Annotated in this window: 20 protein-coding genes; 15 read left to right on the top strand and 5 right to left on the bottom strand. The window is 39.0% G+C overall.

Annotated features, from left to right (window positions below; translation table 11 throughout):
- Window positions 1-178 precede the first annotated feature (178 nt).
- Genes RWU19_RS06295 through RWU19_RS06285 form a run of 3 tightly spaced genes read right to left on the bottom strand, consistent with a single transcriptional unit; the run spans window position 179 to window position 3429 of the window.
- A complete protein-coding gene (locus tag RWU19_RS06295; protein WP_002315434.1) occupies window positions 179-976 on the bottom strand; it encodes a TPM domain-containing protein in 798 nt (265 codons plus the stop codon).
- Window positions 973-2157 (bottom strand): hypothetical protein, encoded by a 1185-nt coding sequence (locus RWU19_RS06290; protein WP_002315433.1) that lies wholly within the window; start codon window positions 2155-2157, stop codon window positions 973-975. Before RWU19_RS06290 ends, RWU19_RS06295 begins: the two co-directional genes overlap by 4 nt.
- A 24-nt stretch (window positions 2158-2181) precedes the next feature.
- Entirely contained in the window at window positions 2182-3429 is a 1248-nt protein-coding gene (locus tag RWU19_RS06285) for an SPFH domain-containing protein (protein WP_002315432.1), read from the bottom strand.
- Window positions 3430-3643: 214 nt separating this feature from the next.
- Between RWU19_RS06285 and dnaX the strand changes: the two genes are divergently transcribed.
- From dnaX to dinB, 10 genes are all read left to right on the top strand, one after another.
- Window positions 3644-5389: a DNA polymerase III subunit gamma/tau gene (dnaX, locus tag RWU19_RS06280; protein WP_123838083.1), complete on the top strand. Its 1746-nt coding sequence runs from the start codon at window positions 3644-3646 to the stop codon at window positions 5387-5389.
- A 20-nt stretch (window positions 5390-5409) separates the two neighbouring features.
- Window positions 5410-5724 (top strand): YbaB/EbfC family nucleoid-associated protein, encoded by a 315-nt coding sequence (locus RWU19_RS06275; RefSeq protein WP_002329006.1) that lies wholly within the window; start codon window positions 5410-5412, stop codon window positions 5722-5724.
- 24 nt (window positions 5725-5748) lie between these two features.
- On the top strand, window positions 5749-6345 hold the full coding sequence (recR, locus tag RWU19_RS06270) for a recombination mediator RecR (protein ID WP_002329007.1): 597 nt from the start codon (window positions 5749-5751) through the stop codon (window positions 6343-6345).
- 63 nt (window positions 6346-6408) lie between these two features.
- A complete protein-coding gene (gene tmk, locus RWU19_RS06265; RefSeq protein WP_002292339.1) occupies window positions 6409-7053 on the top strand; it encodes a dTMP kinase in 645 nt (214 codons plus the stop codon).
- Window positions 7054-7067: 14 nt separating this feature from the next.
- Window positions 7068-7397 (top strand): cyclic-di-AMP receptor, encoded by a 330-nt coding sequence (locus tag RWU19_RS06260; protein WP_002292340.1) that lies wholly within the window; start codon window positions 7068-7070, stop codon window positions 7395-7397.
- A gap of 13 nt (window positions 7398-7410) precedes the next feature.
- Window positions 7411-8349 (top strand): DNA polymerase III subunit delta', encoded by a 939-nt coding sequence (gene holB / locus RWU19_RS06255; protein WP_002292342.1) that lies wholly within the window; start codon window positions 7411-7413, stop codon window positions 8347-8349.
- Window positions 8350-8384: 35 nt separating this feature from the next.
- Window positions 8385-9209, top strand: coding sequence for a stage 0 sporulation family protein (locus tag RWU19_RS06250; protein ID WP_002292343.1), 825 nt, complete (start codon window positions 8385-8387; stop codon window positions 9207-9209).
- Entirely contained in the window at window positions 9202-9549 is a 348-nt protein-coding gene (locus RWU19_RS06245) for a DNA replication initiation control protein YabA (RefSeq protein ID WP_002288076.1), read from the top strand. The genes RWU19_RS06250 and RWU19_RS06245 overlap by 8 nt, the downstream gene beginning before the upstream one ends.
- A gap of 68 nt (window positions 9550-9617) precedes the next feature.
- Window positions 9618-10490 (top strand): 16S rRNA (cytidine(1402)-2'-O)-methyltransferase, encoded by an 873-nt coding sequence (gene rsmI / locus RWU19_RS06240; RefSeq protein WP_123838084.1) that lies wholly within the window; start codon window positions 9618-9620, stop codon window positions 10488-10490.
- Between the two features lie 108 nt (window positions 10491-10598).
- Window positions 10599-11720: a DNA polymerase IV gene (gene dinB, locus RWU19_RS06235; protein ID WP_123838085.1), complete on the top strand. Its 1122-nt coding sequence runs from the start codon at window positions 10599-10601 to the stop codon at window positions 11718-11720.
- A gap of 53 nt (window positions 11721-11773) precedes the next feature.
- On the opposite strand, the gene nrdG is transcribed toward dinB, so the two are convergent.
- Together nrdG and nrdD are read right to left on the bottom strand one after the other, a co-directional pair.
- The gene (gene nrdG / locus RWU19_RS06230) at window positions 11774-12376 is read right to left on the bottom strand and encodes an anaerobic ribonucleoside-triphosphate reductase activating protein (RefSeq protein ID WP_002292348.1); all 603 of its coding nucleotides are present in this window, start codon (window positions 12374-12376) and stop codon (window positions 11774-11776) included.
- A 682-nt stretch (window positions 12377-13058) separates the two neighbouring features.
- A complete protein-coding gene (gene nrdD, locus RWU19_RS06225) occupies window positions 13059-15248 on the bottom strand; it encodes an anaerobic ribonucleoside-triphosphate reductase (RefSeq protein WP_002292349.1) in 2190 nt (729 codons plus the stop codon).
- A gap of 319 nt (window positions 15249-15567) precedes the next feature.
- On the opposite strand from nrdD, the gene RWU19_RS06220 reads away from it, so the two are divergent.
- The 5 genes from RWU19_RS06220 to dltB all read left to right on the top strand — a co-directional run bounded on the left by RWU19_RS06220 (window position 15568) and on the right by dltB (window position 21649).
- Window positions 15568-16335, top strand: coding sequence for an ABC transporter ATP-binding protein (locus RWU19_RS06220; RefSeq protein WP_002310242.1), 768 nt, complete (start codon window positions 15568-15570; stop codon window positions 16333-16335).
- Window positions 16325-18367 carry an ABC transporter permease gene (locus tag RWU19_RS06215; protein WP_104764844.1) on the top strand — a complete coding sequence of 681 codons (2043 nt, stop codon included), beginning with the start codon at window positions 16325-16327 and terminating at the stop codon, window positions 18365-18367. Before RWU19_RS06220 ends, RWU19_RS06215 begins: the two co-directional genes overlap by 11 nt.
- 405 nt (window positions 18368-18772) lie before the next feature.
- The gene (locus RWU19_RS06210) at window positions 18773-18922 is read left to right on the top strand and encodes a teichoic acid D-Ala incorporation-associated protein DltX (RefSeq protein WP_002292353.1); all 150 of its coding nucleotides are present in this window, start codon (window positions 18773-18775) and stop codon (window positions 18920-18922) included.
- A gap of 10 nt (window positions 18923-18932) precedes the next feature.
- Window positions 18933-20447, top strand: a complete 1515-nt coding sequence (gene dltA / locus RWU19_RS06205; protein ID WP_123838086.1) for a D-alanine--poly(phosphoribitol) ligase subunit DltA — start codon at window positions 18933-18935, stop codon at window positions 20445-20447.
- Complete coding sequence (gene dltB, locus RWU19_RS06200) at window positions 20444-21649, top strand: D-alanyl-lipoteichoic acid biosynthesis protein DltB (protein WP_002329012.1); 1206 nt, start codon at window positions 20444-20446, stop codon at window positions 21647-21649. The genes dltA and dltB overlap by 4 nt, the downstream gene beginning before the upstream one ends.
- Window positions 21650-21686: the final 37 nt, after the last annotated feature.

The raw sequence follows: 21686 nt of genomic DNA, 5'->3' as shown, positions 1-21686 counted from the left end.
AAAAGCTGTTCTGCATCAAGTAATAAGAACAGCCAAGTAAAAACAGTTCCTAATGTTTTTACTTGGCTGGACTTATTACCGCGGATGCAAGCTTTTGAACACCGTTTATTCGCAACAAAAGGGCTGTGACAAAAATCGTGTCACAGCCCTTTTGTTGCGAACATTCATTTAGCTATTTTTAGAAACTTCTTCCGCCACCGCCAAAAGTCCCGCCACCGCTAGAGTGGGTAGTACTTCCGCCACCGCCGCTTCCAGGAGGTGGGCTTTTGGGGATTCTTCTTGTCGTGACAAAAGAATTTGTCAGACGATCGGTTTTTTCAGTTAATTTGATACTGGATTTTTCTCGGAACGGATATTTGTAGATGCCTGATTTCAATTGATAACGCGAAACAGTCACAAAATAAAAGACAAGACTAAGGATAAGAGCCAAAACAACAGCAATGATGATTTCCACTGTCGTCAAAACTTTATAGCGTGTGATTTTGCCAGTTTCTTCATCTACACGATAATGTCCCCCTGGAACTCCGTCTTCCACATATGTGGCTGATTTAGACAAGTACGCTTTTGCAGCATCGTAGTAGGCAGCATTCGTCATCTGATCATAAACATCATCTAAGATCGAATCGATTCTACTGTCAGTCAAATAATCGATCATATTACCAGAAGTCGAAATGTAGATTTCACGCTGTCCCATATCCAATAGCAAAACTGAGCCATTTTGATCATTTCCGACTGCCTTTCTTAAGTAATTATCGGCAAAGTCTCTTGGTTCTTCTGAATTAGAAGTAGTTGTGACGATCAAGACTCGTCCCTTGATTTTTTCATTCAGCTTTTCTGCCTGTTGTTCCAAAGATTGGATTTGATCTGTAGTGAACAACCCAGCCTCGTCATTTACCGTCGCTGTATCCGCATGAGTAGCCACTGGCCAACTAACACTTACTAGCAAAAGAAAGAACAAAAAGAATTTTTTCATCATATCAAGTAACCTCCGATCAGAAAGAGGATCGCTAATCCAACGAAAATCCCAAGAGCAGTCAGTCCTAATTTTTTCTGGCTAATCGGCAGGACACCGCTGACTTTTCCTGTTTGTCCATTCATTGCATAGTAGTAGACTTTTTTACTTGAGTCATTGCTTCGATAAGTAACGAGCCATACCGGCAACAATACGTAATTATTTACTTCATTTGTGATTGAAGCAGAGGTTCGGACACCTGTCAATGTTGTATACCCATTGGCAGTATCTTTTAACAGCTTCTCTGAATAGTCTTTTAATTCAGATTGGATTTGCGATTTGATTGCCTCGTATTCGATATCTCTTTTTTCTGCTTGGAACCCGGCTAAATACTGGCTTTTAAAATCAATTGCTTTATCTAACGGGAAAGGTTGCACACCTTCGACCATCTTTTGTTGCGTATTTTTTGATAAGGCATTTTTTACTAGTTCTTTAAAAGAAAGTTTGCCTGCTCTTGAAACAGCAAATTGCTTCGTTTCTGTGTATTCGATGTCACCTATTCGCCAAATGCGGATAACGGTGCCGTTTGCCTGCATTGTGCCATCTACTTCAGCATCTGTAGCCCAATAAGGGAAATATACACCCGTCAGCTTATCGATTTGGTCTTTATTGAAAAAAGCTTTTGGAACAAACCATTTTTTCTTGGTCCAAGCGAGAAATCTATTGATTGCTTCTTCTTTCTCGACAGCAAAAGGAAGTACTTTGTTTGGCAAGAATTCTCCGCTTAAACGTCCCGATAGTACGACGGGATTATGGCAGTAGTAACAATAAGTCGCAGCAGTGGTCGCATCGGTTACAATCTCTGCACCACAGTTGGGACAAAGGAAAAGATCCATCGCTACAGTATTACCTGCAGCTTCGTCCGCTGTATCTGAAAAACCGCCTGCCTCGTCAAACGCTTTGCGCTCGGCTTCACTCATGTCGGTAAGCTGTTCTTGGGCTGTAAAAGTAAAATCTTCTGTAGGCGAAGGTTCTTCTTTGTTCTCTTCGCCAGCCATACGCGCTTCTTTTTGCTTCTGCTCATATTGGCTGACTTCTTCTTCGGTATAGATATTCAGGCAGTATTCGCAATGAAATTTTTGGTCTTTAGGATCAAAAGTCAACGGACCGCCGCAATTAGGACATTTATGTGTCAGAACATCCATCAGCTGCACACCTTTCTCAATAAATTAATCAACGGGGATTCCTTTAAACGGTTTGCCGCAGTTTGGACAGAATTTAGGGATACCGTTGGAAAGATCCACAATTTCGTTACATTCGCTGCAACGCATCTGTAGCTTAGGCTGAGCGTTTTCTACTGGTTTGGCAGCGCCACAGTTGGAACAGAATTTTCCGGAATTTTCTGTCCCACAGACTGGACACGTCCAAGTATCTGCATTCCCTTGTGCGGCTTGTTGATTTTGTTTTTCAGCTTGTTGCTTGATTTGTTCTTGGTTGTTTTGAGCCGCTTGGGAAAGGTAAGAGCCATTTGCATTCATTCCCATACCTACGCCCATAAAGCCAGTCATTGCTCCTGCTTCATTTTTTCCGGCTGCTTCCATTCCACGGGCAATGGAACCTTGCACGTATCCTTCACGTACGCTAGGATCACCTAGCATTGCCCCTTCGTTACGCATATTGATTAGTTTCACAGAATCATCTGTGTAAGAAATGCTGGCCACAGCGACAGAGACGATCTCCATCCCTCGCAACTCGCGCCAAGAATCATCCAATGCAGTATCCATGTATTTGCTTAACTCCAAACTCTTAGATGGTACATAAGAAATCCGTTGTCCATCCGCAGACATCTGATTGATTGCTGATTGCAATGCTGTTAGGAATTCAGCTAAGTATTGCTCGTTGATATCATTGATTTCTACTTGTGTTTTGTTTTTAGGAATTGCGTTTGTATAAAATAAAATCGGGTCAACGACATGAATAGAATAAGTACCATGTGCCCGTAAGAATAATTCTGCGTTATAGAAATTATCAAAGTAGTTCAATGGCGCACTCGTACCGAATTTGATTCCCTTTATTTCTTGGAGGTTAATATAAAAAACTTGTTGTTTCTGCGGTGTAACGCCACCAAATTTAAATCGGTCAAATGTTTCAGCAATTGCTTCTTTTAGTGTTCCGTTGAACATGGAAGGAGCTGCGTCATTTTTAATGGTGTAATACCCTTCCTCAGCGGTATAATCGATGATTTTTCCACCATCGACTAAAAGCATCATCATGTTTGGATAGACATGGACGACTGTTCCGTCTGTCAAAACATCTTCTGTTCCTTTACGATTGGAGCCACGTTTGTCATCTTTGCGAACTTTGACACCTTTCGTCATAACCGTTGTATCACTCATATTGTCTGGTTCGATGACTTCTAGCCATTGATCTGCCAGACCGCCGCCGACCATACTTGTTGCTGCTTTGATAAGACCCATAAAAAATTCCTCCTCTGATTCAGCTAATGCCAAACAATTATTGTTTATTTATTATACCATAGGAAGAAGTGAAACTTCTCGGACTAGAGACGGAATTGAAATGGAAACTTGCGTATTGATTAAATACCTGAAAAAGCCGAGAAGGATAGTAGTTTTTTTACCCAATATCACGTATAATAAGAGATAGTGAATTTTTTAAAAAAGGGGGATCCTTATGGCATATCAAGCACTTTATCGAGTCTGGCGTTCGCAGCGTTTCGAAGACATCGTTGGACAAAAAGCTGTGACACAGACACTAAAAAATGCTATTGTTTCCCACAAAACCTCACATGCCTATTTGTTTACAGGACCCAGAGGAACCGGAAAGACAAGTGCAGCAAAGATTTTCGCAAAAGCAATCAACTGTCCGAACAGTAAAGACGGTGAACCATGCAACGAATGCGAAATGTGTCGATCAATCACTGCTGGTACGCAAGAAGATGTGATCGAAATCGATGCTGCCAGCAATAATGGAGTCGAAGAAATCCGATTTATCCGTGATCGGGCAAATTATGCGCCTACAAAGGCAGCGTACAAAGTGTACATTATTGATGAGGTACATATGCTTTCAACAGGAGCTTTCAATGCCTTGTTGAAAACATTGGAAGAGCCAAAAGAAAGTGTCATATTCATCTTAGCAACGACCGAACCTCACAAAATACCAGCTACGATCATTTCACGAACCCAACGATTTGATTTTAAACGGATCAATACGGCAGATATTGTCGAACATCTTGAATTTATCTTAAAAGAATCGACTATCAGCTATGAACCAGCTGCATTGAATGTGATTGCCCGTTCCGCAGAAGGCGGGATGCGGGATGCATTGAGTATTCTTGATCAGGCAATCTCATTTAGTGAAGGAACGATTACTTTAGATGATGCCATGCAAGTAACAGGCAGCTTGACAGACGAAATGATGGACAGCTACTTGAGTGCTTGCGTGAAAAAAGAAGTACCAGAAGCATTGGAAGCGTTGAATCAAATTCTCGCAGCCGGCAAAGAATCACGTCGCTTTCTAGAGGATATGTTACAATACTGCCGTGATCTGCTGATGTATCAGCAAGCGCCCAATCTAGTTGAAGAACAATCAAGTACGATCAGAAGTACATTTACAGAATTGGCACAAACTGTTTCAGCGGATCAGCTATTTTCAATGATAAAGATTTTGAGCGATACACAAAATGAAATCCGATTTACTAATAGTGCCGCTATTTATTTGGAAGTCGCTACAGTCAAACTCGCACAGCTACCGTCTGCTTCTGTTCCTTCAGCAAAAATGGCATTAGCAGATGATCAGATCGTAAAACAGCTGCAACAAGAGATCAAGGAACTGAGAAACGAAATCAAAGAACTTCGTAGTAACACAGGAACTACGAATATAAAAGTACAGCCAGTACAGCAGACGAATCACAAAAAACAAACAAGTACGTATCGGGTACCGACGGAACGGGTATATAAAGTTCTGCGGGAAGCGACAAGACAGCATCTGAACCAAGTAAAAGAAGTATGGGAAGATTTGCTGATGAGCCTCTCTGTCACTCAGCGGGCAATGCTTAAAGCAAGTGAACCAGTTGCAGCTGGCCCTACAGGATTAGTGATTGCATTTGATTATGAGATTGTTTGTCAAAGAGCAGCAAACGACGAAGAACTGCAGCTTTCGGTACACAATAATTTAAGCCGAATGATCAAAGACTATGCGCCTGATCCGGTTTATATCACAAGAGAAAGTTGGCCGGAACTTCGAAAAAATTATTTGACGCAAGCACAAGAAGAGGGAACAGAAAATTCTTTTGCTTCTGAAGAATCAGAAGGAGAAATCGAATTACTCCCTCAAGAACAGGAAGTACCAGAAGAAACACTTGTAGTAAAAGCAGAGGAACTTTTTGGTTCCGAGGCTGTTACAGTAGTAGATGATTAAGAAAAAAGGAGTAGATAATTATGATGCGTGGAATGGGCAATATGCAAGGCATGATGAAACAAGTACAAAAAATGCAAAAAGAAATGGCGGAAGCACAAGAGCTGCTAAATAAAACAGAATTTACAGGTAAAGCCACTAATGAATTGGTCAAAGCCGTGTTTACAGGTGATCGCCGCATGAAGGATATCCAAATCAATGAAGAAGTCGTTGATCCTGATGATATTGAGATGCTTCAAGATCTTGTCGTAATGGCAGTCAATGACGCAATCACACAAATTGATGTGGAAACTGAGAAAAAATTAGGGAAATACGCAAAAGGGTTACCAGGATTTTAGTTTTAAACTGAAGGAGTAATGAATATGCAATATCCAGAACCAATTGCGAAACTGATCGACAGCTATATGAAACTTCCAGGAATCGGCCAGAAAACAGCGACAAGACTCGCGTTTTATACAATCGATATGAAAGATGAAGTAGTGAATGAATTTGCTAAATCTTTGTTAAGTGTAAAACGAGATTTACACTTTTGCAGTGTCTGCGGAAACATCACAGAAGAAGATCCTTGCGAAATATGTAGAAACCCTTCACGTGATCGCAGCATTATCCTAGTGGTCGAAGAGCCGAAAGATGTAATGGCGATGGAAAAAATGCGGGAATATCACGGACTTTATCATGTACTCCATGGTGTGTTATCACCGATGGAAGGGACAGGTCCAGAAGATATCAATATTTCTTCGCTGCTGCAGCGGCTGCATGATGCAGATGTAAAAGAAGTGATCATCGCAACAAATGCGACAACAGAAGGAGAAGCAACAGCAATGTATCTCTCACGTCTAATTAAACCAGCCGGTATCAAAGTAACACGTTTAGCACATGGGTTGTCTGTAGGCTCTGATATCGAGTACGCAGATGAAGTCACGTTATTGAAAGCTGTCGAAGGAAGACGCGAGTTATAAATTTCTAATTAAATGTTTTTTCAGATACAATATAGAAGCAGCATAAGAGATGGGGGCAACAATGTGAACGGACTATTTATTACAATCGAGGGGCCTGATGGTGCAGGAAAAACCAGCATCTTGAATGAACTTTTCCCTCTTTTGAAAGAAGTAGCAAAAACAGAAATCATTCAAACAAGAGAACCGGGAGGCATCCCGATTGCTGAAGAGATTCGAGCGGTGATCCTGGATCCAAAAAATGATCGGATGGATGAACGCACGGAAGCACTACTTTATGCGGCGGCAAGAAGACAGCATCTAGTCGAAAAGGTCTTGCCTGCTCTGGCAAAAGGGAAAATCGTTTTATGCGACAGATTTGTCGACAGTTCTCTTGCTTATCAAGGTGCAGGCCGACGCATCGGTGTTACCGAGATTGCTCGGTTGAATGAGTTTGCTACAGAAGGTACTACGCCAGATTTTACCCTTTATCTTGACGTAGATTCAGACACCGGATTAAGAAGAATCAAGAAAAACAGACAAAACCAAATCGACCGTTTAGATTCGGAAGGTTTGGAATTCCACCAGCGTGTACGACATGCTTACTTAAAGCTGGCAGAAGAGAATCCGGAAAGAATCCACAAAGTTGATGCAAGAAAAAGCTTTGAAGAAGTGCTGCAAACAAGTTATCATACAATTATTGAACAATATCCGCAATTTTTTGAAAACTAGGAAGGTGAACGTTTATGAAAATTATTTTAGCGATTATCCAAGACAAAGACAGCAACCGTTTATCAAATGAATTGATTGATGCAAATATCCGTGCCACAAAATTATCATCGACAGGCGGCTTCCTTAAGGCTGGAAACAGCACGTTTATCGTGGGTATTGAAGATGATCGAGTAGAAGAAGCATTGGAAATCATCAAAAAAACGTGTGAATCAAGAAAACAATTTGTATCTACACCTGTTACATTGGATATTTCGATGGATGGGGGCGTCCCTTATCCAGTAGAAGTAGAAGTAGGCGGTGCAACAGTCTTCGTCTTACCTGTTGAAGGATTCCATCAATTTTAGGAGGAGCTGAGCTATGAATCAAGAAATAAACTTGGCTCAAATGCAACCGATCGTGTATCAGCAGCTTCAACGGAGTTTTGAGCATGGGCGTCTCGCTCATGCTTATCTTTTTGAAGGAGAAAAAGGAACAGGAAAACATGAAGTAGGTGTGTGGCTCGCACAGCACCTGTTCTGTACCCAAATGGAAGACAATCAGCCTTGCGGAAAATGCAACAATTGTCAGCGGATCGAAAAGAAAGAACATCCAGATGTTCTGGTTATCGAACCGGACGGACAAACAATCAAAGTTGACCAGATCAGACGTTTGCAGACGGAATTCAGTCGCAGCGGATATGAATCAAGAAAAAAGGTTTTTTTGATTAAAGAAGCTGAAAAAATGAATAGCAGTGCGGCAAACAGTCTGTTGAAATTTTTGGAAGAACCACCGGGAGATTTTTTAGCGGTATTAGAGACAGACGCAGTAGGAAGGATTCTCCCTACTATTCAATCCCGTTGTCAAGTGCTGCATTTTCAAGAACTTTCAAAAGAAGCATTGATCCATCGATTGCAAGAAGAGCAGATTCCATTAGAAAAATCAAAACTTTTGGCTTTCTTAACAAACAGTTTAGGAAAAGCAGTTGAAATCTCTCAAGATGAATGGTTTAATGATGCTAAGGACTTGATTTATCAATGGTTCGTTTACTTGCAAAAGCAAGACACTCAAGCCTTTATCTATGTCCAAAAAAAATTAGTGAAATCATTTAAAGAAAAAACACAGCAGTTTACAGGATTATCTGTCCTGATGTTTTATTATCAGGAAGCACAGCGTCAAGCAGTAGCGAAAGGCGAATATGGCAAAGTGAAACAGATAAACCAGATAATTGAACGAATATTGATCGCAGAGCAGAAACTACGTAGCAATGTCGGTTTTCAAGCTGTTGCGGAACAGTTCGTTTTGCAGACGATTTTTTAGCTTGCCGCAGAGGACGAGAATCAAGGAGGATGGAAATGGTAGAAGTAGTAGGTGTCCGATATAGAGATGCAGGTCATATCTATTATTTTGCACCAGGAGACTCTGAATATATTTATAATGACAAGGTATTAGTCGAATCTCAGCAATCCTTACATATTGCTACTGTTGTCCTTCCTAAAAAAGAGATTGATCCCAATGACCTTCCTGAAGCTATTCGTCCAATCTTGCATAAAGCATCAAAAGCTGAACTAGAAAAAGACAAAAAAAATAAAGAAGATGCGCGTGATGCATTGCAAATCGCAAAAGAAAAAGTGCAGTTGCGTGAGCTGGAAATGAAAATAATCAAAGCTGAATATACATTTGATCGAAACAAACTGATTTTTTCTTTTACGGCGGACGGGCGAATCGACTTTAGAGAATTGGTAAAGGATCTAGCCGCTGTATTTCGTACTCGTATTGAGCTTCGACAAATTGGTGTACGCGATGAAGCGAAGATAATAGGCGGAATTGGTCCATGTGGGCGTCCATTATGCTGTTCTTCTTTTTTAGGCGATTTCGTGCCCGTATCGATCAAAATGGCAAAAGATCAAAGCTTATCTTTGAACCCAACAAAAATTTCCGGTTTATGCGGACGCTTGATGTGCTGTCTACAATATGAGAGCGAAGAATACGAGACAGCAAAAAAAGAACTCCCTGACTTTGGAAAAGTAATTGTTACACCTGATGGTAAAGGGAAAGTCGTAGGGTTGAATCTGCTTAGCCGTATCGTTAGTATTCGGCTGACTGGACGGGAAAATCCTGTCGAATATGAATGGGATGAATTGAAAGAATTTATCCAAGTAGGTGAGATAAATGGATAAGAGATCATTATACGACGGATTGAATCAGTTAGAATCAGAGTTGAGAAATACATTAACAGAACTTGTTGAAATGAAGCATGCTTTGCATGAAATCGTAGAAAAAAATACGACTTTGGAGATGGAAAATCAACGTTTGCGAGAACATCTTCGGGAATTGAACCAAGTTGCACAAGCTCCAGCTGAAAATGTGAAGCAAGAACTTTCCAAGTCTCGTATGAATCTTGAAAAAATTTATGAAGAAGGCTTCCATGTCTGCTACGATTTATATGGATCAAGACGGGACAATGACGAGCCTTGTGCGTTTTGTCTAGAAGTGATCTATCGCGAAAGCGGTCGATGATCAATAACAAGAGGAGACTGGAGCGGAGAAAGACTGCTCCAGTTTTTTTATTAAGGAGATTGTGACAGATGTATAATCAAAAAAGTTTCAAAGGAAATCCAGTATACGGGAATTTATATCTTGTACCGACGCCAATCGGAAATCTAGAAGATATGAGCTACAGAAGTGTTCGTATGCTACAAGAAGCAGACCTTATCGCAAGCGAAGATACGCGTAATACACAAAAATTATTGAATCACTTCGAGATTCATACGCCCCAAAAAAGTTTACATGAACATAATTATAAAGAACGTGTCCCTCAATTGATTGCTTTGTTAAAAGAAGGAAAAACGATTGCTCAAGTCAGTGACGCAGGAATGCCTTCCATCAGCGATCCTGGACATGAGCTAGTTTTAGCCTGCATAAAAGAAGGGATTTCTGTGATCTCTATCCCAGGACCTACAGCTGGGATGACGGCTTTGATTGCTTCAGGGCTAGTGCCTCAACCATTTTTATTTTATGGCTTCCTTCCACGCAAGAAAAAAGAACAGAAAGAAACATTGGAAAAGCTAAAAGAACAAACAGCTACGCTGATTTTCTATGAGTCACCTTATCGGATCACAGCTACGTTGACGAATTTCTTAGACATTTTTGGTAATCGCCAAGTCGTTTTGTGTCGAGAATTGACAAAGATCCATGAAGAATACCTTAGAGGAAGTACAGAAGAACTACTTGCATATATCGAAGAACATCCAGTAAAGGGGGAATGTTGTCTGCTTGTAGAAGGAAATTGGTTTGAAACGACAGGGACAGAAGTGGATGAAGAGCAGGGATCCTTAAAAGAACAAGTAGAAGCAAAGATTGCATCAGGCGAAAAGCCAAATGCTGCTATCAAAGCAGTAGCGCTTAAAAATGGACTGAAAAAACAAGAAGTTTACCGTCAATATCACGAATTAGACTGAAATAGTATAAGTAGTATACAATGAAGCGACAATGTGGAAAACAGCTACTAACTTCTCAAACCTCTTGAACGCGAACTAATGTTCCTGTATAATGGCTAAGAGGTGAGGATGATGGAGCTGCAATTTCCTTTACATAATGATACATCAAGAAAAATCATTCATATCGATATGGATGCTTTTTTCGCTTCTGTTGAAGAACGAGATCATCCTGAGTTTCGTGGGCATCCATTAGTAATTGCTAGACATCCCAGTGACACTGGTGGGCGTGGAGTAGTGACTACGGCAAATTATGAAGCAAGAAAATTCGGAATTCATTCAGCAATGAGTGCACAAAAAGCGTATGAGCTTTGCCCGCAAGCCATCTTTAAGCCTGGCGACCATCATAAATACAGCGAGATTTCCAAACAAGTACGGGAAGTATTCTATCATTATACAGACATTGTAGAACCAGTTAGTATCGATGAAGCGTATCTTGATGTGACCGAAAACAAAATCAATTGCAAGTCAGCCATCAAAATCGCCCGAATGATCCAGGCAGATATTTGGGAAAGAGTCCAGCTAACATGTTCTGCGGGAGTAAGTTACAATAAGTTTTTGGCCAAATTAGCATCAGACTATCAAAAACCTAGAGGGATCACAGTAGTTGCACCTCAAGATGCTGTGCCATTTTTAAAAGCTTTGCCAATTGAAAAATTTCATGGAGTAGGAAAGAAAACTGTACCTAGAATGCATGAGTTAGGGATTTATACAGGAAAAGACCTATATGAATGCACAGAAATGATGTTGATTCGAAATTTTGGAAAAATGGGCTATTCTCTTTATCGTAAAGTGAGAGGAATCCATGATTCTCCAGTAAATGTTACAAGAGAGCGAAAATCTGTGGGAAAAGAGCATACGTATGGACAGCCATTGCAAACGGAGGAAGACGTGCTGGCTCAGTTGCGCCAACTAGCTGAAAAAGTAGAAGAAGCACTGAGAAGAGTCCAAAAACATGGGAAAACAGTGGTTTTGAAGGTCAGGTACACGGATTATTCTACTGTGACCAAAAGAGTGACATTGCCAGAATACATCTATAAAAAAGAAGCGCTCTTTTATCAAGCAAGTCTTATATGGGAGGAAATCTTGGGAGTAGAAAAAGGGATCCGATTGTTAGGAATCACCTTGACGAATCTTGACCCTATGACCTATGAAAATATCGTCCTTCCGTTATGGGGAAATCAAGAAATATAAAAACAGCTTTGAGAGTTGAAAATGGAAATCCGTTTTCTCTCTCAAAGCTGTTTTTATATCAAGTCTTGTTTTTTGATTTGTTCATAGGTTTCTGTTGCATCCGTACATTTTTCCCAAATCATAACTTGGTTGGATTCTAAAGATTTTTGGACATCAATGATTCGCTGGTTGCTGCTTCCGCGAAATTGTAGTTTTAGGTCACGTTTGCTCAATTCAAAGCGTCCGTCAACAAGGATATCGATTTGCGAAAGGAGTTCTAATTTATCTTCTGAATCTTGTAACAATTCATCAAAGGTATAGCCTGTCCATGACCAGATATCTTTTGTCGTACCGAACTCTTTTCGGATACGTCGTACGACTTGCAAACAAACATCTGTATTCAAAAAAGGCTCGCCGCCCAATAAAGTCAGTCCTTGTACGTAATCGTTGCGCAAGTCAGCGATGATTTGTTCTTCTAATTCAGGTGTGAATGGTTTGCCATATCGAAAATTTTGCGCCGCTTTGTTGAAGCAACCTTCGCAGGCGAATAAGCAGCCACTAACGTAAAGACTGTTACGGACACCTTCACCATCGACAAAATTAAACGGTTTGTAGTCAGCAATATAGTTTTGACTGTAGTCTTTTGCTAACCATTCTTTTGGTTTTGGATTTCTCATAAAAAAACTTCTTTCATTTAAGGTTCAAAGATATAGCTATTGAAGATAAAATCTACTCGACCACATAAATAAGAACAAACCGACCTAAATCCATTGTTCAAAAAAAGCTTGTTCTTATTTTGATAGAGAGCGTTCAAAGGTACAAAGCATTGAAAGAGAGTGGTGAAAAAAGACTTGTCACAGCGCCTTATTCTGAATAAACGGTGTTCTCCTACCAACTCCTCGGTCACAAATCACAATATTCATCAAACATGAAAAGCTGTTTTTTGAAATTTTTCCTTGTGACTCGGAGCTGAACGGCAGGCTCACAACCTCTGATTCACGGTGTTCCAGAAGTAGCTTCTTCGGAAATAAGCCGAAATTTCACAAAAATTTGAGAAGCAATTTTCGTAAATTCCTTCTTATTTCTTGAAGCTGACCACTTCTGTCACAACCTCTTTCTTAAACGGTGTTCAATCAGCTGACCTTCGGTATTAGCTCAAAAAACGGTAAAATAGGAGGAGCTATTTTTCCATTTTGTTTCTCTAATACTCAGGTCAGGGCGCTGATTTCACAACCTCTTTCTTAAACGGTGTTCAAAAGCTTGCATCTGCGGTAATAAGCCCAACTAAACGAAAAATAGGAGGAGCTATTTTTGTTTAGCTGTTCTTATTACTTGATGCAGGACAGCTTTTTCACAACCTCATTTCATGTGTTTCACACGTGAGGAAATTTCTTTGTGGCGACCATGTACCATCGGACGAGCTTGTGGATTTCCTAAATAACCACAAGTACGTTTGACTACATCACATGTTTTTGGGTCATGATTTCCACATTCTGGACATTCGAAGCCTCGTTCTGTTGGTTTGAAATCACCTTCAAAACCACATTGATAGCAATGGTCAATTGGCGTATTCGTACCAAGATACCCGATTTTATCATATGCAAAATCCCATACAGCTTCTAAGGCTTTCGGGTTTTGTTGGAGCATAGGGTATTCACAGTAGTGGATGAATCCACCTGAACAATATTTTGGATAATCCTTCTCAAATTCCAATTTTTCAAATGGCGTTGGGTTTTTACGCACATCATAGTGGAAACTGTTTGTATAATATTCTTTATCTGTGATATTTTCGATGATACCAAATTTTTCTGTATCTAAACGACAGAAACGATCAGTCAGACTTTCACTTGGTGTTGAATAGACGCTGAAATGATAACCGTATTCATCACCCCATGCATCCGCATTGGCTTTTAATTCTTTGACGATGTCAAGTGTGAAAGCTTTTGCCTCTGGGTTTGTTTCCCATTCGCCACCGAAGAAAGCTGAAGCAACTTCATATAATCCAATGTAGCCTAATGATACAGTAGCTCGACGGTTTTTGAATAATTCATTGACAGAATCGGTACGTGAAAGACGTTTTCCGAAAGCACCATACATGTATAAGATTGGCGCATTTGCTGGAATGGCTTCTTTACAACGTTCTACACGATAGAGAAGCGCATCTTTCATGATTTCTAAACGGTCAGACAATAGCTGCCAGAATTTGTTCTGATCTCCTTTTGATTCGATCGCGATTCTTGGTAAATTCAATGTAACCACACCTAAATTCATTCGTCCGACATTTACTTCTTGACCATTTTCGTCTTTCCATCCTTGCAAGAATGAACGACAGCCCATAGGTACTTTGAAACTTCCAGTTAATTCGACGATTTTGTCGTAATTCAGAATATCAGGATACATTCGTTTCGTTGCACATTCCAATGCTAGTTGTTTGATGTCGTAATTAGGATCTTCAGGGTTTAAGTTTACACCTTTTTTTAAAGTGAAGATCAGTTTAGGGAAGATAGCTGTTCGCTTTTCACTCCCTAATCCATTGATTCGGATCTGTAAAATCGCTTTTTGGATTTCTCTTTCAAACCAGTTTTCCCCCAAACCAAACCCTAATGAAGTGAAAGGAGTTTGCCCATTTGAAGTAAATAAGGTATTGATTTCATATTCCAAACTTTGCATAGCATCGAAGATATCTTTTTTTGTTTTTGCTTTTGCATATTCTTTTTGGCGTTCTGGCGAATCGATCCATTCTTCCGCGTCTTTTAGATGTTTTTTATAGTTCAATTCTGCAAAAGGAGCCAGCAATTCATCTGTTCGGTCGGCAGAACAGCCACCATATTGACTTGACGCAACATTAGCAATGATCTGTGAGATTTGTGCTGTCGCTGTCTGGATAGATTTTGGTGATTCCACTTCCGCATTTCCAATTTTGAAACCGTTATTCAGCATACCTTTGAAATCAATCAAGCAGCAATTTGTCATCGGTGTGTAAGGATGATAATCCAAATCATGGTAATGGATATCACCTTTTTGATGCGCATTTGCTATATGTGGCGGCAACATTTTCAGTCCGATCGATTTTCCGACGATGCCGGCTGTTAAATCACGCTGTGTATTGAAAACATTACTGTCTTTATTTGCATTTTCATTCACGACAGTCTGGTCTTTGTTGATTAGTTTTTCAATCGAAAAGTTGATATCTGTCGCTTTACTGCGAGCAAAATCCCGTTTTGTACGGTAATTAATATACTCTTCTGCTAATTCATATTCGTTTTTTTCTAATAAGATATGTTCCACGATGTTTTGAATCTCATAGATCTTGACATTTTCAGCAAATCGGCTTTTGATTTCTTGGACAACCAAGTCTGCAATCATTTGGATTTTTTCGTAAGTAAGTGGGGATAATGAGCCGTGAATTTTCTTTTCAGCTTTGATTAGTGCTTCGTTGATCTTTTGTTCATCGAAATCAACATGGCGGCCATCTCGTTTGATAACTTTCATCTGGTGTGCCTCTGGTTGCTGAGTAACGACTGTTTTCTCTTCATAATTTACTTTCATTATCTTCAACTCCTGCTAAATTGTTCTTGTCTATCATAAAACAAAATTTAGGAAGGAGCAACTAATTATCGGCTATATATAGTATTCAATCCGCTGTATAATTGGATTTCTATACTATATGTAGTGTATATTTTATTGTGAAAAAAAGTGAAAACTTGTAGTTGATGGATTTATTTTTTGCATATTTAATTTAGCTGAATAAAATAATTGAATAAAATTTTTTTATTTAGGCTAAGAAAAAGTGACAAAAACATAAGAGCAAATTGTTCGTAGATATGCTACTATGCAAATAAACAGAAATGAAAGAGGAGAAGAAGAATTGGAAAAGATGATCGAAGTGAAACATCTCAGTAAAAGCTACGGTAGCAAACTTTCTCCCGTCAAAGCTTTAGATAATATCTCATTCACAGTAGAAGAAGGCGAATTTGTTGGGATCATGGGTCCAAGCGGTGCAGGCAAGACGACGTTGATGAATATTTTATCCACGATTAATTTGCCTACGATGGGTAGTGTCTTGATCCAAGGAAAAGAAATCACAAAAATGAAAAATAGTGAGCTCAGTGACTTTCGCCGAAAAAAACTAGGATTCATTTTTCAAGAATTCAATTTGATCGATACTTTAAATGCCAAAGACAATATCCTATTGCCCCTAGCAGTTGAACGGATGACTAAGGAAGAGATGGAAAAGAGAGTAAGACACGTAGCTCAATTGTTGAATATAGAAGAACTGCTAAAACGATATCCAGATGAGCTTTCTGTCGGTCAGCGACAACGAATTGCAGCCGCTAGAGCCCTTGTTGTTCAGCCACAAGTAATCTTTGCAGATGAACCAACTGGATCTCTAGATTCGAAGTCGGCCACAGAATTGTTGAATTATTTACAGACTATGAATCAAAAAGAAAAAGCGACAATCTTGTTAGTCACCCATGACCCATATACAGCGAGCTACTGTGACAGAATTTTATTTATTAAAGACGGCGTGATTTTTTCAGAAGTTGTGAGAAGAGGGACAAGAAGAGAATTCTTTGAAAAAGTAATCGACATGCAGGCGACGATTGGTGGAGGAGGAAAAATGAATGCTGTATAAATTAGCCGTCAAAAGCTTTTTTCGGCAGTCCCGAGGGTATCTTGTTTATTTTTTCAGTTTGACTTTATCCGTGATGATTTATTATTCATTCAGCGCAATGACCTATGATCAATCTTTAGTTAGAAGAGCAAGTCCAGATACTTCGATAGATGGCGGATTGAGTTTTGGCGGACTGATCATTACTGTCGTTTTACTTTTTTTCGTATTCAGTGCCAACCGATTTTTTTTGAATAGAAGACAAAAAGAAATAGGTATCTATCAACTTTTTGGTATGAACAAACTACAAATTTCAGGTATATATGTATTGGAAATCATGATAATTGGGTTATTTGCCTGTATTTTTGGGATATTGCTCGGCATTATTTTCTCCAAACTCTTTTCCATGATTTTGGTTCGAATGATGGATATGGATCTTAACAGTCCGTTTTTTATCTCCATTCCATCAGTCGCAGATACTTTATTTGCTTTTTTCATCATCCTTTTAGCAGTATCTGTGTATTCGATATGGAAAATCTGGCGCTACCCGATGATTCGAAGTTTTGGAGAAAAAGAACAAGCAGATAGTTCAACGATGCGTTTCAGAACAAGGCATCGATTACTCGCTGTCATTGGGTTATTGCTTTTAACGAGCGGATATTTTGGGGCTAGTCATTTTAGAGAAATCACTTCATGGATGATCAGTCATCATTACCTTGAGACATTCATTCTCTTTTTGCCTTTTCTGATCTTTTTCATTTGTGTGATTGGTACTTATTTGTTTTTCTGCTATACATTTCGGCTCTTTTTGATCATATTGAGTAAATGGAAGCTCTATTACTATGGGATCAATTTTTTAATAATAGGTAATACACAAGTGCACCTGCTCAAAAGCTGGCGGACGAATTCTCTAATTACAGTCATTCTTGGAATTTCTTTAATGACGATTGGCGGTACGGCTAGTATTTCTACTATTTTATCGTATCAGGAGAAAGTATCCTCCCCGATGGACTATCAGTTTGATGTCGAGACAGAAAAAAAAATCAAGCCTATTCTGGCAGAGGAAGGACAGAAGATAACTAAAGAAATCACCTTGCATTATAAAGTCATAGGTAGTATCTACAGACCAGATCTCGAAGAACCTATGTTTCAAACTGCTAATCTGATCACAGAAACAGAATATCAAGCCTTCAGAAAAGTTAATCCGGATTTGCCAAACGTTTCTTTGAAATCTCCTAACCATACTGTTTTGCTTGATCAAATGCAAACTCTTTTCCGGAATATTTCATTATATGGTTCTAGTATTGGATTGCCAGATAATCAAGAGTTGAAGATTCAACAAATGCTTCCAAGTGTATTAGGTGACGAAACGATGGTATATCTAAGTCCTGTACTAGTCGTGGATGATAACGTTTTTGAAAAAGCAAAAGGTGTAGATTATCAAGTAGTCAATGTGGATGTGTCAGGTGGGAATAATGAAAAGATAGATGAACGACTGAGCAGTGAAATGTCGATAAAGTGGCTCAATGCTATTTATTATTCTTATGATATCGTAAATGGGCGTCTGCAAGGAGAAATTAGTACAAAGAAACTGCCAGATGACAAAATGAAGGAAGCGCAATTTAGTCAAGAAGGTTCTCGGTTGAACTTCTCCTCCAGCTATTCAAAATTGCGTGCAGTCAACCGGCGGATTGGTATCAATATTTTTGTCACACTGTTTGTCGGAATGATCGTCATTATTGCTACTGGCAGTATTCTGACCGTTCGACAATTAGCAGAAGCAGAGGAAGAAAAAGAAAATTATCACCTATTGACTAAACTGGGGATACCACAAAGAAGAATTAGAAGGATGATTTTCGAGCAAAACGCACTTACCTTTTTTCCACCCATGATATTAGGAATCACTCATGCAGTATTTGCAATCAATGTTTTCACTCAGTATATCAAAACTGCCGATTATTGGTTGGCTTATCTTGTCAGTGGCTTATTGATCCTTATCTATCTTTTGCTTTATGTCATTACGAGTCAGTTATATTGTCGGATTATCGAGGAATGACAGGCGGAATAAGACAAGATAATAAAAAGTACTAAATTTTAAACACCGTTTAAAGAAGAGATTGTGAAAAAGCTGTCCTGCATCAAGTAATAAGAAACAGCCAAGCAAAAATAGTTTCCCATGTTTTTGATTTAGCTGGACTTATTACCGCAGATGCAAGCTTTTACACACCGTTTATTTGGAAGAAGAGGTTGTGACACGCTTTTTGTCACAACCTCTTTATTTTTTATATTTTTTAAAATTACTAGAAATTATAAAGAAAAAAGCAGTGTTTTGATGTGCTATTTTTATAAAAGCTATGTGACAAAACTGTTAGTAAAAAAACGGTTTCTGTAAGCTAGACACATGTTTCTTTTTGTCAAAATTCGTTACACTTTGTGTGAGGTTATATGAGGAGGGAATCCAATGAACAAATGGTGGTCTAATCCAAAATTGAATTATTGGGGAAAATTCATCATTCGAACAATTTTTTATAGTGCGGTACTGCTGTTCCTGATCTACCTGTATCACTATAAAAATATTCAAGGAGGAACATTTATCTATAACGAATTTTAGGAGGAAGAGTATGGAAATCAAAACGATTATTGAAGCAGTCGATGATTGGGGAATAAGCGAACCTGATCGAATTGCTTATCAGGCGGATGAGATGCATACTTTTGGAGAATTGAAACAAGCATCAGACGCACTTGCTTATTATTTAGAAGAAAAGGTAGAAGGGGATGGACCAATCGTCGTTTTTGGTAATTTAGAATTTGAGATGATTGTCGCATTTCTAGGAATTGTCAAATCTGGTCATGCCTATTTGCCAATTGAAGAACACACACCCAAAGAACGTATCCTGTCGATCTTTCGGGTGGCTAAACCATCTATGGTCATCAGTATTGGGAATTGGATAGAAGACATTCCTTCTGTTCCTGTCGTAACAAAAGAAGAATTTCAAGAGATCGAGAAGATACCAGTAGAATTTTATCCCAGAAACAGCGTAAAAGGTACAGAAAATTTTTATATTATTTTTACTTCTGGTACTACTGGAGAACCAAAAGGCGTACAAATCAGTCATGATAATCTAGTCAGCTTTGTTCAATGGACGATGGAAGACTTTGGGATCAAGCCTGGGATGCATTTCTTAGCCCAAGCGCCATTTTCTTTTGATTTATCGGTATTTTCTATTTATCCTGCATTAGTTTCTGGTGGAATGCTGAAGCCGTTAAATAAAGCAGTTATTCAAGATTTTCGTCAATTATTCGCGACATTGCCTAACTTGAAGTTGAATGTTTGGGTTTCTACTCCATCTTTTATGGATATTTGCTTGATGGAGCCTACCTTCAATGGAGAAAATGTGCCAGAATTGGACATGTTTTTATTTTGCGGAGAAGAATTGACAAAAAAAACTGCAGAAACGCTACTTGATCGATTCCCAAATGCACGGATATATAATACTTACGGTCCAACAGAAGCAACTGTGGCTATTTCAAGTATTCAGATTGATCAGCACGTACTAGATAAATATGACCGACTACCGATCGGCTATGTAAAAAAAGACACCAAAGTTTCTATTGTCCAAGAAGACAAACTTGTTCCAAAAGGAGAAACTGGTGAAATCATTATTGCAGGACCAAGCGTATCAAAAGGTTACCTGAACAATCCAGAAAAAACAGCAGCTGCGTTCTTTTGTCAAAATGACTTAGCAAGTTACCATACAGGGGATGCAGGAAGGTTGGATGAAGACGGGCTTTTATTTTATGAAGGCCGTATGGATCAGCAAGTCAAATTACATGGTTACCGGATCGAGTTAGGGGATATCGAACATTATCTGTTGCAAGACTCCCGGATCAAACAAGCCGTTGTCGTACCAAAATATCAAGGAACAAAAGTGCAGCAGCTTGTTGCTTTCATCGTATTAGAAAACACAACGAAACAACCGGATTTTCAACTGACCAAATCGATCAAAGAACAATTACTGCAAGTTGTGATGGAGTATATGATTCCTCAGAAGTTCCATTATGTCGATTTGCTGCCTCAGACAGTAAATGGAAAAATTGATCGAAAAAAATTAACAGCTGAGGTGAATCCTGAATGATGTTTCCTCATATGATCCCTTACGCAGAGCCGTTTTATTTTTTTCTTTTAGCCATTGCGCTTATACCAATCGTTCTATCTTTACTGATATGGAAAAAAAGATTACCAATTTATCAATCAGTGGTGACACTTTTCTTTTTATTTGTCAGCTTTGGAGGTACTTATTGGGAACAGGGAGCGGCGCTGATTGGGTATGTTTTTTGGCAGACAATCCTTGTATGGGGCTATTTTGTTCACCGGCAAAGGAAAAATCAAACAGGATGGTTTTACGCCGCCGTTATTTTAGCAATAATTCCACTGTTTTTAACGAAAGTGACTCCTTTTTTTGAACATGGAAAAGCATCGCTACTTGGTTTTTTAGGAATCTCTTATTTAACCTTTAAGTCTGTGCAAATGATCATGGAAATAAGAGATGGCATGATCAAAGTATATAATCCATTTCGTTATATCCAGTTTCTGCTGTTTTTCCCGACAATATCTTCTGGACCCATCGATCGTTATAGGAGATTTGAAAAGGATCAGCTCCATCCACCTGTTCGTGATAAATATGTTGATCTCTTGGGAAAAGGCGTCCAAAATATTTTTGTCGGTTTTTTATATAAGTTCATTATCGGTTATTATTTTGGTCAAGTACTGCTCCCTGCAGTAGGGCGCATCGCATTACAGCATGGTGGGATTTCATGGGCGTTAGTGGGTTACATGTACGTGTATAGCATGTATTTATTTTTTGATTTTGCAGGTTACAGTTTGTTCGCAGTCGGTACAAGCTACATGATGGGGTATCAGACGCCAATCAATTTCAATAAACCATTTTTATCATGGAATATCAAAGAATTCTGGAATCGATGGCATATGACCTTGTCTTTTTGGTTCCGCGATTACGTGTATATGCGGTTGATGTTCTTCATGATGAAGAAAAAAATCTTTAAAAGCAAGATCGTGATGTCAAATATCGGGTATTTCGCTTTGTTTCTTCTAATGGGTGTCTGGCATGGATTGACGTGGTACTACATCGTATACGGTCTGTATCATGCTTGTCTGATCTGTCTGACAGATGCATGGATCCGATTTAAGAAGAAGCATAAAGATCAGTTGCCTTCTAACAAATTTACGCATGGCGTAGCCGTATTTTTGACATTTCAAGCGGTATGTTTCAGCTTCCTGATTTTTTCAGGATTTTTAGATAAACTTTTTTTTAGCTAACGAATAGTGACATATTAATTTATATAACAAAGGAGAA

This window comes from Enterococcus sp. 2STP (assembly GCF_032465635.1).
GTDB lineage: Bacteria > Bacillota > Bacilli > Lactobacillales > Enterococcaceae > Enterococcus_B > Enterococcus_B lactis.
This window is presented reverse-complemented; position numbering and strand designations above follow the sequence as displayed.

Excerpts from the sequence above, each read along its gene's own strand:
- RWU19_RS06295 (WP_002315434.1), bottom strand. The coding sequence starts at position 976 with ATGATGAAAAAATTCTTTTTGTTCTTTCTTTTGCTAGTAAGTGTTAGT.
- RWU19_RS06290 (WP_002315433.1), bottom strand. The coding sequence starts at position 2,157 with ATGGATGTTCTGACACATAAATGTCCTAATTGCGGCGGTCCGTTGACT.
- RWU19_RS06285 (WP_002315432.1), bottom strand. The coding sequence starts at position 3,429 with ATGGGTCTTATCAAAGCAGCAACAAGTATGGTCGGCGGCGGTCTGGCA.
- dnaX (WP_123838083.1), top strand. The coding sequence starts at position 3,644 with ATGGCATATCAAGCACTTTATCGAGTCTGGCGTTCGCAGCGTTTCGAA.
- RWU19_RS06275 (WP_002329006.1), top strand. The coding sequence starts at position 5,410 with ATGATGCGTGGAATGGGCAATATGCAAGGCATGATGAAACAAGTACAA.
- recR (WP_002329007.1), top strand. The coding sequence starts at position 5,749 with ATGCAATATCCAGAACCAATTGCGAAACTGATCGACAGCTATATGAAA.
- RWU19_RS06260 (WP_002292340.1), top strand. The coding sequence starts at position 7,068 with ATGAAAATTATTTTAGCGATTATCCAAGACAAAGACAGCAACCGTTTA.
- holB (WP_002292342.1), top strand. The coding sequence starts at position 7,411 with ATGAATCAAGAAATAAACTTGGCTCAAATGCAACCGATCGTGTATCAG.
- RWU19_RS06250 (WP_002292343.1), top strand. The coding sequence starts at position 8,385 with ATGGTAGAAGTAGTAGGTGTCCGATATAGAGATGCAGGTCATATCTAT.
- RWU19_RS06245 (WP_002288076.1), top strand. The coding sequence starts at position 9,202 with ATGGATAAGAGATCATTATACGACGGATTGAATCAGTTAGAATCAGAG.
- rsmI (WP_123838084.1), top strand. The coding sequence starts at position 9,618 with ATGTATAATCAAAAAAGTTTCAAAGGAAATCCAGTATACGGGAATTTA.
- dinB (WP_123838085.1), top strand. The coding sequence starts at position 10,599 with ATGATGGAGCTGCAATTTCCTTTACATAATGATACATCAAGAAAAATC.
- nrdG (WP_002292348.1), bottom strand. The coding sequence starts at position 12,376 with ATGAGAAATCCAAAACCAAAAGAATGGTTAGCAAAAGACTACAGTCAA.
- nrdD (WP_002292349.1), bottom strand. The coding sequence starts at position 15,248 with ATGAAAGTAAATTATGAAGAGAAAACAGTCGTTACTCAGCAACCAGAG.
- RWU19_RS06215 (WP_104764844.1), top strand. The coding sequence starts at position 16,325 with ATGCTGTATAAATTAGCCGTCAAAAGCTTTTTTCGGCAGTCCCGAGGG.
- RWU19_RS06210 (WP_002292353.1), top strand. The coding sequence starts at position 18,773 with ATGAACAAATGGTGGTCTAATCCAAAATTGAATTATTGGGGAAAATTC.
- dltA (WP_123838086.1), top strand. The coding sequence starts at position 18,933 with ATGGAAATCAAAACGATTATTGAAGCAGTCGATGATTGGGGAATAAGC.
- dltB (WP_002329012.1), top strand. The coding sequence starts at position 20,444 with ATGATGTTTCCTCATATGATCCCTTACGCAGAGCCGTTTTATTTTTTT.